This window comes from Pedobacter sp. NEAU-ZC8 (assembly GCF_059278965.1).
The window spans coordinates 1-14,081 of sequence record NZ_JCAJXC010000009.1 but is presented as its reverse complement, the minus strand read 5'-3'; the positions used below and the strand labels follow the sequence as shown (position 1 = coordinate 14,081).

The following is a 14,081-nucleotide window of genomic DNA, read 5'->3' as shown; positions in this document are numbered from 1 at the left end:
GAAGCTAAGCAACCGCAGGAATGTTAAGGATCTTCAGGTACTTATCTACATCGAAGCCATTTTTGGATTTCAAGCCCGATACACTATCCGCAATACACTTCCAGTTGCCCCAGTTACTCGCAGCGGTATAGTCTACAAGTTGCTCTTCGAAGTAAGCGGCGCCCTTCATCCAGTCGTACTTCAATACATGCACCAGAAATGTGGCCGCAAGCACCCGGCCGTAATTAGACAGGTAACCAGTTTCTGCAAGGGACTTCATGTAGCCATCTACCAAGGCATGGCCTGTCTCGCCGGCTTTCCATTGCTCAAAGCTCGAATTTGAGACCGTGTCATCTGCCTCCAGAACCAGCGTAGTACTTTCAAGATATGGCGCTCCATGCTTCTTGAACATAAAGCGGAAGTAATCCCTTTTGAACAGTCCAAGAATAAGGTTGGTGAAATTTGTATTGTTGCCAAAACGTTCTTCCGCAGCTTTCACCCGCCAATACACCATGCGTGGCGATAAACAACCAAGTGACAACCAGGGCGACAGCTGTGAAATGAAACCTGAAGGGTCAGAATTTCTTGCAGAAACCTTGATGTAGATGTTGGAGTCCGGCCGTAATAGGTCACTTAAATGCCTAAGCCCCTCCTGTTCTCCACCTATTAATCCAGATGCAAGAACATTAGCTTCCGCCACGGCTATAGCATATAGTTCTTCAATGGATGGCAGTTGCCCCCATTCTTCACTGGGAACAAAGGCAATCTCGGTCGGAGCATCAAAGCATGCTTTAACGATAGCATCGCGTTCAGTTTTCTTCCTGAACTGGGTAAATACATCCGGGATGTCTTTAATTGGGAAAGGAAGATCTTCTTTATTGTATAAAGTATGGCCGATGAAGTGTTTCAGATTAACCTCAATCTTCCAGAGCCTGTCCTCAACATTTGCCGAGACCCTGGTTTCTGCAGGGGCAACTTCGCGATGGTGGTAAACCTCTGTAATACCATACTGCTCCACAAGACCTGCAATATGGTCCTCTGGTAAGCCATGAATAATCAACAGATCGCCGCCCATTTGCTGGAACGAACTTCTAAGATCTGCAACACTTTCTAAAAGGAAATTGGTTCGAAGCACACTTGATTTGTGAAAACCAGCGTGGTCGAACTGCCTTGGATCAAAAAAGTACACCGGCAAAATAGCCTCCGACTTAGCGATAGCTTCCACCAACATTTCATTATCATGTAAGCGAAGGTCATTTCTAAACCAGACTAATATGCGTTTTGATTTCATCAAGGGCGAGGACATAGTGTGTGTTATACAAAAATATACGATATTTTAGGATCGCAGAAATCAGCTGACGAATAATTACACAATCGAAACAAATCACCCCTGTTTTCCATCATTTAGCAGGTATATTCCTGAAAACAAAACCAATTAGGCTCAAAATAGTTATGACAATATGGAAAAACGCGTACTAATAACGGGAGCAAGTGGGATGATCGGTAGAAAATTAGTACCAGCGCTTATCAATAAAGGCTACCAGGTTTCGATGCTCAGCAGAACCGCACGCCCCTTGCCAAACACCCGCGTTTTCCTTTGGAATGTAGAAAATCAAACCATAGATACCAGCTGCTTTGATGGTGTCAGTGCCATCATTCACCTGGCTGGTGAAAATATTGCCAGCAAACGCTGGACAGCAAGGCGAAAACAGCAAATACTCGACAGCAGAGTAAACTCCACAAAGCTGCTCTACAAAGGATTGGCAAGTTGCAGTCATACGGTGAACACCATGATTTCCGCTTCTGCGGTGGGCTACTATGGCGACCGGGGCGATGAGGTACTAACGGAGATCAGCGACCCGGGGGATGATTTTCTGGCGACCTGCTGTATCAGATGGGAAACTGCTGTAGATGCAGGTGCCTTACAAAACCTCAGGATTGTGAAACTGCGTACCGGTTTTATTCTCGATAAGGCCACAGGCGGACTACCCCTGATGGCACTGCCCGTTAAGTTGTTTCTGGGGGCGCCATTAGGCTCCGGAAAACAGTGGGTCCCCTGGATTCATCTGCAGGATATGCTGAACCTGTACATTCATGCGCTCGAAAATTCGCTGCAGGGCGTATTTAATGCTACAGCTCCAGCACCGGCAACCAATGCAATATTCACCAGGAGGATTGCGCAAGTGCTACAACGCCCACTCTGGCCTATACACGTACCGGAAGTTCTTATAAAAACGATAATGGGTGAAATGAGTGCTGTGGCACTTTCCAGCACCAACACCTCCGCACAAAAGGTACTTAACACCGGATTTAACTTCAAATACAACCAGCTTCAGGATGCCCTGGCAGAAATATATCTATGAACGACGAAATATGCATTTGCTGGCTCCGCCGCGATTTAAGACTTGAAGATCATGCGGCTTTACATGCGGCTTTAAAGTCCGGTTATCCGGTATTATTACTGTTTATCTTCGATAAAGCCATCCTGGATCCATTACCAAAAGCAGACCGTAGGCTGGTCTTCATTCACCGCAACGTAGTAAAACTGAAAGCAGGTCTGGAGCAGCTGGGAAGTTCTATGCTCATCAAATATGGCCTTCCGGAAGATGTTTTCATGGATCTTCTTGCCACCTACAAGGTTAAAGCGGTGTACACCAATCACGATTATGAACCCTACGCGAAGCAAAGAGATCAGAAAGTAGAGGCGGTTTTGCATAAGAAAAATATTCCCTTTATCACCCTTAAAGATCAGGTGATCTTTGAAAAAGCTGAAGTGCTTAAACCTGATGGAAAGCCATACACCGTGTTTACGCCCTATTCAAAACAGTGGAAAATCAAATTGAACGACTTCTACATCAAAGCGTATCCAACGGAAAAATACTTTGATAATCTGTACTCCTGTAAGCCATACCCGGTGATATCTTTACAGGATATGGGCTTTGAAGACCTGGACATCAAATTTCCGGATGTCAATTTCGCTGAAAAGCTGGCCAGTTATGAGCTCCGGCGAGACTATCCTGCAGACGATGCAACCAGTTACATCGGACTACACCTTAGATTTGGAACAATAAGCATTCGTGAAGCGGCAAGAACCGCACTGGCGAATGCTGCCGAAAAGTGGCTCTCTGAACTGATCTGGCGCGACTTCTACATGATGATCCTCGATCATTTTCCGCAGGTACAGCACCATGCCTTCAAACCTGCCTACGACCGGATTCAATGGCGGAACAATGAAAAGGAATTCGAAGCCTGGTGTCAGGGCAGAACAGGCTACCCCATTGTGGATGCTGGTATGCAGCAGCTGAACCAAACGGGATTTATGCACAACCGAGTACGTATGGTGGTCGCCAGTTTTCTTACTAAACACCTGCTGATCGACTGGCGTTGGGGTGAAGCCTACTTCGCCGAAAAGCTTCTCGATTACGAACTGGCAAGTAATGTGGGTGGCTGGCAGTGGGCATGCGGCAGCGGAAATGATGCAGCTCCGTTCTTCCGCGTGTTCAACCCGGAACTTCAGGCGAAAAAGTTCGACCCAAACAACCAGTACATCTACAAATGGGCACCCCAGTATAAACAAGAAAAGCATGACCCACCGATAGTTGATCATGCTTTTGCCAGAGACAGAATGCTCCGTACATATAAGGCTGCTTTAAATGATGGTCCGGTTTAGTTTACAACCTTCGGAACTTCAATGTCAAAGTCTAGAACAGCATTCATTTTAATCTTACTTTGTGCATTCGGACCATAGGCAAGGCCGGACGGTATTAAAATTCTGATTTTTCCACCTTCTTTGATCAAAGGTAAGGTACGTTGCCACCCAACAATGACACCACCGTTCAGTGAAAAGTTCACTGCTGTATCTGCCTTATTCGAATCAAACTCTGTTCCGTCAAGTAATCGCCCGGTGTAAAAAGGGTACACCGTTGATTGTGCATTAATTTCTTTACCACTTCCTGGTTTATCAATTATGTAGTAAACGCCGGATACATCGCGGGTTGCAGTTAAACTATTACGTTCCAAAAAGGCCTTGATCAGGTTTTCATCACGCTCAGGTTGTGAACGTTCTGACAATGTTGTTAGTGTCACCAACAATGGTTCGTTAGATGGCACGTTTAACTCAGACTCGCCATTTCTGCCAAAGGCCAGGTAAGAGGGTAATAAAATTTTAGCCTCACCACCAGGTTTAAGTGCCGAAATAACAGTCCGGAACGCAGGAACTGATCTGCCTAACACAATCCTGTCCGTATAACCTACAAGGTTTGCAATATTGTATGCATCTGTTTGCGTGTCGTAATAACTCTTACCATCCAGAGATTTCAATACAAAGTTGTACAGTACCGAGTCCGTATTCTTAAAGTTCTCCCCTGTTCCAGGGTTAACGATCTCGTAGTAGAAACCAGAGGGATCCTTCGTAACCTGCAACTTATTGCTTGCAATGTATTGTGTCAGCTTGGTATCGTCGATGGTCTCGATTTGCTCGTATTCCTTCTCGCATGAACTCAGGATCGTTATTGCGCCAAAAAAGGCAACAGCATATATAGATAACTTTTTAAACATCATTTATTTAGATTGTATTTTTTAGTAGTCAGGTTCAAGGATAACACCTCCACCATCATCCGTTGCCGGATCATCGTCTGGGTCCTCTCCCGGTTCAGTGTTCGGCAATGTCGTATTCTTCCGCACAATTGATCGAAAGAAAATGGTATAATCAAGGCTTGAGTTCGGGGGAATTTGTCCAACTTGTCGATCCGTATAAGCCATGGTTGATGGAATCAGCAAACGCACCGTTCCACCCGGTTTAATTTTCTTTAAGCCTTCCCGCCAACCTTCTATCATGCCAGCATACTTTAACCGCACGGTATCTCCTCGTTCAACGATAATGCCGTTCAGCAGCTTCCCCGTATAGGTCACAACAACGTCGTCATCTTGCTCCAATTCATACTCCCCTTTGCCAGGATTAATAATCAGGCTATACAAGCCACTTCGATCCTTTTGAAAGTTAAGGTTCTGTTTAACGATAAACTGTTCAATGGAATCTACATCCAGCTGTAGTTGGGTATCTTCGTTATATTCTACCAGATCACCGCATGACGAGAGTCCTATGCATAGGATCGTACAAGCAATAAAAAGGGCATTTCTGAACATATCGACAAAAATAGTCTTTTAAATGTGAGAGAACAATTTTTAACCTTTTTTAACAACAACAAAAAACCGCCCTGCAAATTCATGCAGGACGGTGAGCGTAATTTCTTTATCGTTGATTAGTAGCAATATCGATTTGCAGCAATCAATTGCTGTGCAACCTCTTGCCTTGCAGCTTTCACATTAAACGGTTCCATTTTGGTGAACCTGCGCAAGCCTACAAGCATCATGCGCAACTCATCGCCTTCTGCGAAGGCCCATAAAGCCTCTTTACCTGCTTTGGCAACAGCATCTATGGCCTCCACAAAATAAATGCGCATCATGTTCAGTTGTCCTGCACATGCTTCCTCACCCCGCAAACTCACCAGCTTCTCTGTTCTGAGCATTGCTGATTCCGCTACATATACATAGCTGGCCATGTCGGCGATATTCATCAAGATCTCTTGTTCTTTCGATAAGCTCATCATCAGCTTCTGAACCGCTGAGCCGGCAACCATCAAAGTTGCTTTTTTCAGGTTCTGGATAATCTTCTTCTCTGCAGCAAATAAAGTATCATCCGGCTCGCCGAAATCGGGAATAGACATCAATTCTGATGCTACTGCCGTGGCAGGGGTCATCAGGTCCAGTTCACCCTTCATCGCACGCTTCAGCATCATGTCCACCGTAAGCAGGCGGTTGATCTCGTTTGTCCCTTCGAAGATCCTGTTGATACGTGCATCGCGGTAAGCACGATCCATTGGTGCATCAGCAGAGAAGCCCATACCTCCATAAACCTGCACACCTTCATCCACTACATAGTCTAAAGCTTCAGAACCCCAAACCTTCAGGATAGCACATTCTACAGCAAACTGCTCGGTTGACTTCAACTTCGCCTTGCTGGCATCCATTCCCCCAGCAACAAGTGCGTCATAAGCATCGTCAATATTCTGACCTGCACGGTAACTAGCACTCTCCACAGCATAAACCTTGGTTGCCATTTCTGCAAGTTTATGTCTGATTGCGCCATACTTCGATATTACCCGTTCAAACTGAACCCTTTCATTACTATAGTTTATTGCATGGTCAATCACCTTTTTTGAAGCGCCAATCGCCGCCGCCGCAAGTTTAATCCGACCAATGTTCAAAATATTAACTGCGATCTTAAATCCATTCTCTCTTTCAGAAAGCATGTTCTCCACCGGCACATGGCAATCGTTGAAAAACACCTGGCGGGTAGAAGATCCTTTAATCCCCATCTTGTGCTCTTCCGGATTCATCGTAATACCACCGAAATCCCGCTCTACAATGAATGCCGTGAGATTCTTATCATCATCAATTTTCGCGAACACGATGAAGACATCTGCAAATCCCCCATTGGTGATCCACATCTTTTGTCCATGGATGATGTAGTGTTTTCCATCTTCAGACAACTTTGCTTTAGTACGACCGGAGTTTGCATCAGAACCAGCATTCGGCTCGGTTAAGCAATAAGAAGCCTTCCACTCCCCGGTGCCCAGCTTCGGGATATACTTTGCTTTCTGCTCCTGATTGCCATAATATAAAATTGGCAAGGTACCGATACCGGTATGTGCCGACAAAGCCACAGCAAAAGAATGTCCCGCACCAATAATATCGGCAACGAGCATGGAAGTGTTGAAGTTCTTTCCAAAACCACCAAATTCCTCAGGAATAGAAACCCCGAGAATACCCAACTCACCGGCTTTCTCCAGCAGCGACTGCATCAATCCTTCCTCCTGCGCATCAATGCGGTCCAGGTTTGGAAACACTTCTGCAGTTAGGAAATCACGGCAGGTTTGTGCAATCATCACCTGTTCTTCATCAAACTCCTCCGGAATAAAAACATCCTGGTACTGCGTTTCTGAAATTAAGAATTCACCTCCTTTTATTGTTTTTTTGTCTGTAGTGTCCATACTTGTAATATTTAATTGAGCAAGCTCATCCGTTTTAATTTTTTATAACATCTCAAAAATTCCCGCTGCACCCTGGCCTGTACCTACACACATCGTAACCATGCCGTATTTCTTGTCTCTCCTTTTCAGTTCATTGAACAACTGAACAGACAATTTCGCACCCGAGCAACCCAGCGGATGTCCTAAGGCGATTCCACCCCCGTTTACATTCAGAATATCGGTGTTGATCCCAAGTTCACGCACGATGGCAAGTGATTGTGAAGCGAAAGCCTCATTCAGTTCGATCAAATCCATTTGATCTAACTTCATACCTGCCATCTCCAAAGCCTTCGGTATAGCCGCAATCGGCCCGATCCCCATTACTCTAGGAGGTACTCCGGCAACAGTGTAGCTTACCAATCTGGCGATTGGTTCCACACCCAATTCCTTCAATTTCTGTTCAGAAACCACCAGTACAAAGGCAGCACCGTCTGACGTCTGGGAAGAGTTACCTGCCGTCACGGTTCCATCAGCGGCAAACACTGGCTTTAGCTTGGAAAGCTTTTCAATTGTTGTATCAGCTCGCGGCCCCTCATCAGTGTCTACCACGAAACTTCTGGTTTGCTTTTTCATATGCTCATCCAGGTAAGTCTCGTTTACCGTAATCGGCAACACGCCAGCTTTCAGATGACCATTCTTGATGGCTTCTACCGCCCTCATGTTGGACTGGTAGGCAAAAGCATCCTGATCCTCACGGCTAACTTTATATTCATTAGCAACAGCTTCTGCGGTCAGACCCATGCCCCAGTACCAGTCTGGGTTCTTTTTAGCGACTTCCGGATTCGGAACCAATTTCCAACCACCGAAAGGCATACCCGACATCACCTCTACTCCGCCAGCAACGATACAATCGGCCATACCGCTCCTGATCTTCGCCACAGCCATGGCGATGGTCTCCAATCCTGATGCGCAGTAACGATTCACCGTCACCCCTGGAACTTTCTCTGTATCCAGTCCCATCAGCGAGATCATGCGGCCGATATTCAGGCCCTGCTCTGCCTCCGGGGTTGCGTTCCCAACAATGACATCATTAATCTGCTCTTTATCTAAATTCGGTACCGAGGCCACTAGCGCCCTTACAACTTCCGCTGCCAGGTCATCTGCCCGCGTAAAGCGAAACACACCACGAGGTGCCTTTCCTACTGCTGTACGGTATCCAGCTATAATATATGCTTCCATGTTTTCTTCTTTAATGTGTTCAAATAATTAGTTCCGCAGTGGTTTGCCTTTAGTTACAATATTCTGAATACGTTCCAGCGTCTTACGCTCTCCGCATAAAGAAAGGAATGCTTCTCTTTCCAAATCCAACAGGTATTGTTCAGTAACTTCGGTAGGCGCAGACAAATCACCGCCACACAGTACATAACCCAATTTTTCGGAGATCTTCTTATCATGTTCCGAGATGTATTTACCCGAATACATGCTATTTGCACCTGCATAAACGATCCCTAACCCTTGTTTCCCCAAAACCTTGATATCCCTGCGCTTCACCGGCATCGTGTATCCGGCTTCTGCCAATTCGATTGCTTTTGCTTTCGCATCTGCAATCAGGCGACTCCTGTTCATAGAGATGGAATACTTGTCTTGCTGCAGATAACCAAGCTCAAAGGCCTCTTCTGCAGATGTTGACACCTTAGCCATCCCGATCGTCAGGAATCTTTCTTTCAGTACGTTCTGCGCAATCTGCTCAGTTTTAAACTCATCAGAAGCACGCAAAGCGAATTCTTTAGTGCCACCACCGCCTGGGATAACACCCACACCGAATTCAACGAGCCCCATATAGGTTTCTGCATTCAACTGTACATGATCGGCATGCAAGCTGAATTCACAGCCCCCACCAAGGGTGAGGTTATGCGGCGCAACAACCACGGGTATCGAAGAATAACGGATGCGCATGGAGGTATTCTGGAACATGCGAATGGCCATATTCAACTCATCCCACTCTTGCTCTACCGCAATCATGAAGATCATACCCACATTGGCCCCGGCAGAGAAATTCGCACCATCATTTCCAATTACCAAACCACGGTAGTCTTTCTCGGCCATGTCGATCGCTTTGTTGATGGCCTGCAAGGTATCGCCGCCAATCGTATTCATTTTCGAATGAAACTCGACGTTTAAGATGCCGTCGCCCAGATCAATGATGGAAGCACCAGCATTCTTCCAAAGCGTTTGCTTACTGCGCAGGTTGTCCAGCACAATAAAGGCTTCTGCACCCGGAACAGGCACATAGCTTTTCGAAGGAATATCGTAATATAACTTAAGCCCATTCTCCACTTTATAGAAACTGGTATGTCCAGCTTCCAGCATTTCATGTACCCATGCTGCCGGCTCATGACCATACTTACGCATGCCTTCAATGGACTCCGAGATGCCTATAGCATCCCAAACTTCGAACGGCCCCATTTCCCAACCGAATCCTGCGCGCATGGCATCATCAATTCGATATAACTCGTTTGAAATCTCCGGAATTCTGTCTGATACATATTCAAACAAACCAAAGAAGGACGCACGGAACAATTCACCAGCTTTGTCGCGGCCCGCAGCGAAAACCTTCATCCGCTCAGGAACATTGTCAATGGCTTTCGTCATGTCTAACGTTGCAGACTTCACTTTAGCTTGTGGCCGGTACTCAAGCGTTTTTAGATCTAAAGCCAGGATCTCCGTTTTACCTTCAGGCGTTTTAGTTTTTTTATAGAAGCCCTGACTGGTTTTATCTCCCAGCCAGTTGTTGCTTTCCATTCTTGCTACATACTCAGGTAGCTTAAAAAGATCGTGTGCTTTATCCTCAGGACAATTGTCGTAAAGACCTTTTGCCACTTTAATCATCGTATCTAATCCAACCACATCTGTGGTACGGAAAGTGGCCGACTTTGGCCGGCCTAAGGCCGGGCCTGTATATTTATCAACTTCCTCAACGGTAAGCTCCATTTTCTCTACCAGGTGCAGCAAAGCCATGATGGAATAAACGCCTACACGATTTGCAATGAACGCAGGCGTATCTTTACAAAGCACGGTCGTCTTACCCAAGAATTTGTCGCCATAATGCATCAGAAAATCCACCAGTTCTGGTTTTGTGTATGGCGTAGGAATAATCTCTAGTAAACGCAAGTATCTTGGCGGATTAAAAAAGTGTGTTCCGCAGAAATTCGCTTTGAAATCTTCCGATCTTCCCTCCGCCATCATGTGGATCGGAATGCCCGAAGTATTCGATGAGATGATGCTGCCTGGCTTACGGTATTGTTCCACCTGCTCAAAAACTCTCTTCTTGATATCCAGATTTTCTACCACCACTTCGATAACCCAATCGTATGCGGCAATCTTCTTCATATCATCCTCAAAGTTGCCGGTGCTGATTTTGTTAACAACAGATTTGGAATAAACTGGTGAAGGGTTTGTCTTCACTGCAGTATCAAGTGCTTTATTTACAATGCTGTTTTTATCGCCTTCTTTTGCAGGGATATCAAGTAATAAAACTTCCACTCCGATGTTTGCAAAATGGCAGGCAATACGGGAGCCCATAATACCAGAGCCCAAAACGGCGACTTTATTTATTCTTTTGTTCATCATTTTCTATCGTACTTGTATATGCTAAGGTGAGTTTGTTCAACTTCTCCAGCGTTTTGATCAAATTATTCTTTTCCTGGGCACTCAGGCTTTCATTTAAGTATTCATTGAAATTTATTACCACTTCTTTGGCGAGCTTTCTTTTCTCGCGACCAAACTCCGTCAGGTAAACTTTTACCGAACGCTTGTCAGACGGTGATGCCTCCCTGTAGATCAATCCAAGTTCTTCCATGTTATTTAACATCCTGGAAAGGCTGGTTGCTTTTACAGCAAGCAATGCCGCTAACTGTGAAACTGCAGTGCCCTCCTTATCAATATTAATCAACATGTAGCCAATAGATTGTGTAATTCCGAAGCCCGAAGCAATCTGGTTATAAACGTTTGATACATTCTGCCAAACCACCTTTAAAAAATAATCTACTGTTTCCTGCTGTTTCATTAATTACTATGCTTGCATAACAAAGCTAACGAAATTAAGATTGTAAACCAACAACAAAAAATAAAATTTAAAGGGATTTGTTCAAGCTGCTCAGGACCGGGGCATCGCTTGAAATTCAGGTAATATTACCTACCGCATACTCTTTATAATCATTATCAATAGTGGAAGTTCTAAACCAATTATCCTTCGAAATAGTTAAGGCTATATAATACCAATTTCTACATCTACGCTAAAACGAAAAACTATGTTCCATCATTCAAAAGATCTACAATTTAATGCCCGCGTATCAAAACCGGATCCGGCATTTGCGAATATTCTATTAGAACAGTTCGGAGGCGAAAATGGCGAACTTGCCGCAGCCATGCAGTACTTTACGCAAGCCTTCGGCGCTAAGCAGCCACACCCAGACAAATATGATATGCTGATGGACATTGCCACGGAAGAGTTCTCGCACCTGGAAATTGTTGGTGCAACCATCCAGATGTTACTAAAAGGGGTAAACGGTGAACTCAAAGATGCTGCAGACCAAAGCGAAATCATGCAAGTGCTGGATGGTAAAGCGGCAAAAGAAAATATCATACATGCGGCGTTACATGCCAATCCACAGTTTCCAATCATTACCGGTGGCGGACCAACATTAAGAAACAGTCAGGGTATTCCATGGTGTGCATCTTATATTCACTCCAACGGCGACCTAACTGTAGATTTAAGGAGTAACCTGGCTTCAGAATCCAGAGCGAAGCTGGTATATGAACACCTGATGAAATTTACAGACGATCCTTACGTAAAAGACACCTTATCATTTCTGATGACCCGTGAGGTGGCGCATTACAAGATGTTCGAAGCCGCCTTATCGACAATCCAGCCTAACTTCCCTCCAGGCGTACTACAGGCTGACCCACGTTTTACCCAGCAATATTTCAACCTTTCACCAGAAAAAAGCCCCCGCGGTCCATGGAATGAAGGTGAAATGCCAGATATGGGCAAAGACTGGGAATACATTGCTGATCCGGTTGCACATGTGAAGCAAACAAATGGATTAACAGAAATGGAAGACAGCAAAAAGAGCGAACTTTCAAAAACGGAAAAGCTAAACAAAGAGCTGAGCAAGGTAAGAAGCACAGAAGTTAAAAGTGCAGAACCGAAAGGAACTGCGCAATGGAGCGACTATGCTGAACCCCTTGAAACATCCCAGAACAATAACTAAGTAGGCTGAACTCTAGATGCCCCCACAAGCTCAATGCTTTTGGGGGCATTTTTATGCAGCGCTAATTGGTAAATTCCTGTTTGGTTATACGAAACAAACGTCATTAAACAAAAGAAGGCAACTCATCGCTGAGCCACCTTCCCTATAAGCATTTATTAATGTTTTCTTTTTAGAATGAACCTGGATATCTGTTCAGACCTGCTTCAATGAAACCCCTGTAAGCCCATTTCGCTTTGTAGTCTTTTCCGAATAATAATGGATAGTCGTGATCAGCGTTTACATATCCTTTATTGAAATACGAAGTTTTATCTGATACACCCCAGGTGGTGATACCCCATTGTTGCGCTTTAGGAACAGTATTCAGGTAACCTGCAACAATCTCTTTGAACTTAGCGCCTTGTGCCCTTGCCATTGCATCGCTAAGCGGGAAGGTTTTCGGCATGCCATATTTCACAGAGATGTCCAACTCAGAAATATGTATCAATAATCCCTTATCTGCTGCCAATTTTAAATTGTTGTTTATAAGCTTGGTTTCCATCCGCAATACTGTGTGCAATTGAAAGCCCATACCATGAATGGTAACACCTTGTTTCCTGGCTTCATCTACAATATTCAAAAGCTCCTGCATTTTCTTGCCACCATACTCCTGGCCATAGTCATTCAAGAAAAGTTTGGCTTTTGGATCCGCTGCCTGAGCGTATTTGAAGGCTTTGATTACCCAGTCCTTACCAAGCTTACGGTACCAGATGCTGTTGGTATAAACACCACCTTCTTTAACTGGCTCATTTACAACATCCCAAGATTGTACACGACCTTTGAAGTGTGTCATAACAGTGGTGATGTGGTCCTTCATCAATTTCTCCCAAGCTGCTTTATCACCTTGAAAATTCTTAACCCATTGCGGTTCATTTCCATCATGTGCCCAAAGCAAGGTGTGGCCATGAACTTTCATGTTGTTCTTTTCTGCAAAGGCTACAATTGCGTCCGCTTTTGCAAAAGTATACTTGTCAATTGACGGGTGCACAGCACCCCATTTAAAGTTACTTTCAGAACTTAGTCTGGAGAAGTCTTTAACTAAGGTTTTAGCATACAAAGGATCATCAAGTAACTCTTTTACTACTGCCGCACCAATCGGAAACTTGAAGGTTCCTTTTAAAGTATGGTCTTTTAAGTGGTAGCTGCCTTTCTCTGCGGTTTCTCCCAGGTCATCTGTGGAAACTACGGTTTCACTTTGATTTACGGACTCCTGTGGTGCAAAATCCTCATCTGCGGATTTCTTACATGCGGTGAAAGTGGTTGCGAATAAAGCTAGTGCTAATGCTGCTGCTTTGAATTTGTTGTTTGTGATTGGGCTGGTAGACCTCATTTTGTGTGATTTTATAGGGTGATGTTTTTGTTGTTGTTTGACAATGCAATATTACGCAACATTTTGGGATTTATACCATATTTAAAAATATTTATACGGTATATACACCTTTTGGCTACGTATTTGATTACTGTAAGCCCCTAAAAAATACACTAAGCCCCCAGCATCCCCCACCAAAGCAGCACAAAACAACCAAATACCATCCATAAAAACCAATACTTATGGTTAAGCATCCTTAACTAAAAGCCGCCAGAATTATCATCCAACTAACTAAAAATTAATAGATTAACCAACACCCCGCCATAATCAAAAACTGAGGAGATTACAACCAGCACATATGCGGTTTAACGCAGACCTACACTATCATCCGGAGGAAAAAATTTAAAAATATTTTCACGAACCCAAGAAAACCAGCCAAAAACAGCCAAAAAC

Annotated in this window: 11 protein-coding genes; 3 read left to right on the top strand and 8 right to left on the bottom strand. The window is 44.5% G+C overall.

Annotated elements, in window-relative coordinates:
* Positions 1–4: 4 nt before the first annotated feature.
* On the bottom strand, positions 5–1,270 hold the full coding sequence (locus AC5WJX_RS08810) for a DASH family cryptochrome (protein WP_494484311.1): 1,266 nt from the start codon (positions 1,268–1,270) through the stop codon (positions 5–7).
* 169 nt (positions 1,271–1,439) lie between these two features.
* Here AC5WJX_RS08810 and AC5WJX_RS08805 point away from each other — a divergent pair, with 169 nt between their 5' ends.
* Both AC5WJX_RS08805 and AC5WJX_RS08800 read left to right on the top strand, forming a co-directional pair.
* Entirely contained in the window at positions 1,440–2,342 is a 903-nt protein-coding gene (locus AC5WJX_RS08805) for a TIGR01777 family oxidoreductase (protein WP_494484214.1), read from the top strand.
* Positions 2,339–3,649: a cryptochrome/photolyase family protein gene (locus AC5WJX_RS08800; protein WP_494484213.1), complete on the top strand. Its 1,311-nt coding sequence runs from the start codon at positions 2,339–2,341 to the stop codon at positions 3,647–3,649. The genes AC5WJX_RS08805 and AC5WJX_RS08800 overlap by 4 nt, the downstream gene beginning before the upstream one ends.
* Here AC5WJX_RS08800 and AC5WJX_RS08795 read toward each other — a convergent pair.
* The 6 genes from AC5WJX_RS08795 to AC5WJX_RS08770 all read right to left on the bottom strand — a co-directional run bounded on the left by AC5WJX_RS08795 (position 3,646) and on the right by AC5WJX_RS08770 (position 11,076).
* Complete coding sequence (locus AC5WJX_RS08795; protein WP_494484212.1) at positions 3,646–4,539, bottom strand: FKBP-type peptidyl-prolyl cis-trans isomerase; 894 nt, start codon at positions 4,537–4,539, stop codon at positions 3,646–3,648. The two genes, AC5WJX_RS08800 and AC5WJX_RS08795, sit on opposite strands and share 4 nt — an antisense overlap.
* 18 nt (positions 4,540–4,557) lie before the next feature.
* On the bottom strand, positions 4,558–5,124 hold the full coding sequence (locus AC5WJX_RS08790; protein WP_494484211.1) for an FKBP-type peptidyl-prolyl cis-trans isomerase: 567 nt from the start codon (positions 5,122–5,124) through the stop codon (positions 4,558–4,560).
* Positions 5,125–5,240: 116 nt separating this feature from the next.
* Positions 5,241–7,031, bottom strand: coding sequence for an acyl-CoA dehydrogenase FadE (locus AC5WJX_RS08785; RefSeq protein WP_494484210.1), 1,791 nt, complete (start codon positions 7,029–7,031; stop codon positions 5,241–5,243).
* 42 nt (positions 7,032–7,073) lie between these two features.
* On the bottom strand, positions 7,074–8,249 hold the full coding sequence (locus AC5WJX_RS08780; protein ID WP_494484209.1) for an acetyl-CoA C-acyltransferase: 1,176 nt from the start codon (positions 8,247–8,249) through the stop codon (positions 7,074–7,076).
* A 27-nt stretch (positions 8,250–8,276) separates the two neighbouring features.
* Complete coding sequence (locus AC5WJX_RS08775) at positions 8,277–10,637, bottom strand: 3-hydroxyacyl-CoA dehydrogenase/enoyl-CoA hydratase family protein (RefSeq protein ID WP_494484310.1); 2,361 nt, start codon at positions 10,635–10,637, stop codon at positions 8,277–8,279.
* Positions 10,618–11,076, bottom strand: coding sequence for a MarR family winged helix-turn-helix transcriptional regulator (locus AC5WJX_RS08770; protein ID WP_440431876.1), 459 nt, complete (start codon positions 11,074–11,076; stop codon positions 10,618–10,620). Before AC5WJX_RS08770 ends, AC5WJX_RS08775 begins: the two co-directional genes overlap by 20 nt.
* 244 nt (positions 11,077–11,320) lie before the next feature.
* On the opposite strand from AC5WJX_RS08770, the gene AC5WJX_RS08765 reads away from it, so the two are divergent.
* A complete protein-coding gene (locus AC5WJX_RS08765) occupies positions 11,321–12,283 on the top strand; it encodes a manganese catalase family protein (protein ID WP_494484208.1) in 963 nt (320 codons plus the stop codon).
* A 169-nt stretch (positions 12,284–12,452) separates the two neighbouring features.
* Here the strand turns inward: AC5WJX_RS08765 and AC5WJX_RS08760 are convergent, their stop codons facing one another.
* Positions 12,453–13,649 (bottom strand): endo-1,4-beta-xylanase, encoded by a 1,197-nt coding sequence (locus AC5WJX_RS08760; RefSeq protein WP_494482823.1) that lies wholly within the window; start codon positions 13,647–13,649, stop codon positions 12,453–12,455.
* Positions 13,650–14,081: the final 432 nt, after the last annotated feature.

What these genes read in the sequence shown, in the direction of transcription:
- AC5WJX_RS08810 (WP_494484311.1), bottom strand. Translation starts at nt 1,270, where the DNA reads ATGAAATCAAAACGCATATTAGTCTGGTTTAGAAATGACCTTCGCTTA.
- AC5WJX_RS08805 (WP_494484214.1), top strand. Translation starts at nt 1,440, where the DNA reads ATGGAAAAACGCGTACTAATAACGGGAGCAAGTGGGATGATCGGTAGA.
- AC5WJX_RS08800 (WP_494484213.1), top strand. Translation starts at nt 2,339, where the DNA reads ATGAACGACGAAATATGCATTTGCTGGCTCCGCCGCGATTTAAGACTT.
- AC5WJX_RS08795 (WP_494484212.1), bottom strand. Translation starts at nt 4,539, where the DNA reads ATGATGTTTAAAAAGTTATCTATATATGCTGTTGCCTTTTTTGGCGCA.
- AC5WJX_RS08790 (WP_494484211.1), bottom strand. Translation starts at nt 5,124, where the DNA reads ATGTTCAGAAATGCCCTTTTTATTGCTTGTACGATCCTATGCATAGGA.
- AC5WJX_RS08785 (WP_494484210.1), bottom strand. Translation starts at nt 7,031, where the DNA reads ATGGACACTACAGACAAAAAAACAATAAAAGGAGGTGAATTCTTAATT.
- AC5WJX_RS08780 (WP_494484209.1), bottom strand. Translation starts at nt 8,249, where the DNA reads ATGGAAGCATATATTATAGCTGGATACCGTACAGCAGTAGGAAAGGCA.
- AC5WJX_RS08775 (WP_494484310.1), bottom strand. Translation starts at nt 10,637, where the DNA reads ATGAACAAAAGAATAAATAAAGTCGCCGTTTTGGGCTCTGGTATTATG.
- AC5WJX_RS08770 (WP_440431876.1), bottom strand. Translation starts at nt 11,076, where the DNA reads ATGAAACAGCAGGAAACAGTAGATTATTTTTTAAAGGTGGTTTGGCAG.
- AC5WJX_RS08765 (WP_494484208.1), top strand. Translation starts at nt 11,321, where the DNA reads ATGTTCCATCATTCAAAAGATCTACAATTTAATGCCCGCGTATCAAAA.
- AC5WJX_RS08760 (WP_494482823.1), bottom strand. Translation starts at nt 13,649, where the DNA reads ATGAGGTCTACCAGCCCAATCACAAACAACAAATTCAAAGCAGCAGCA.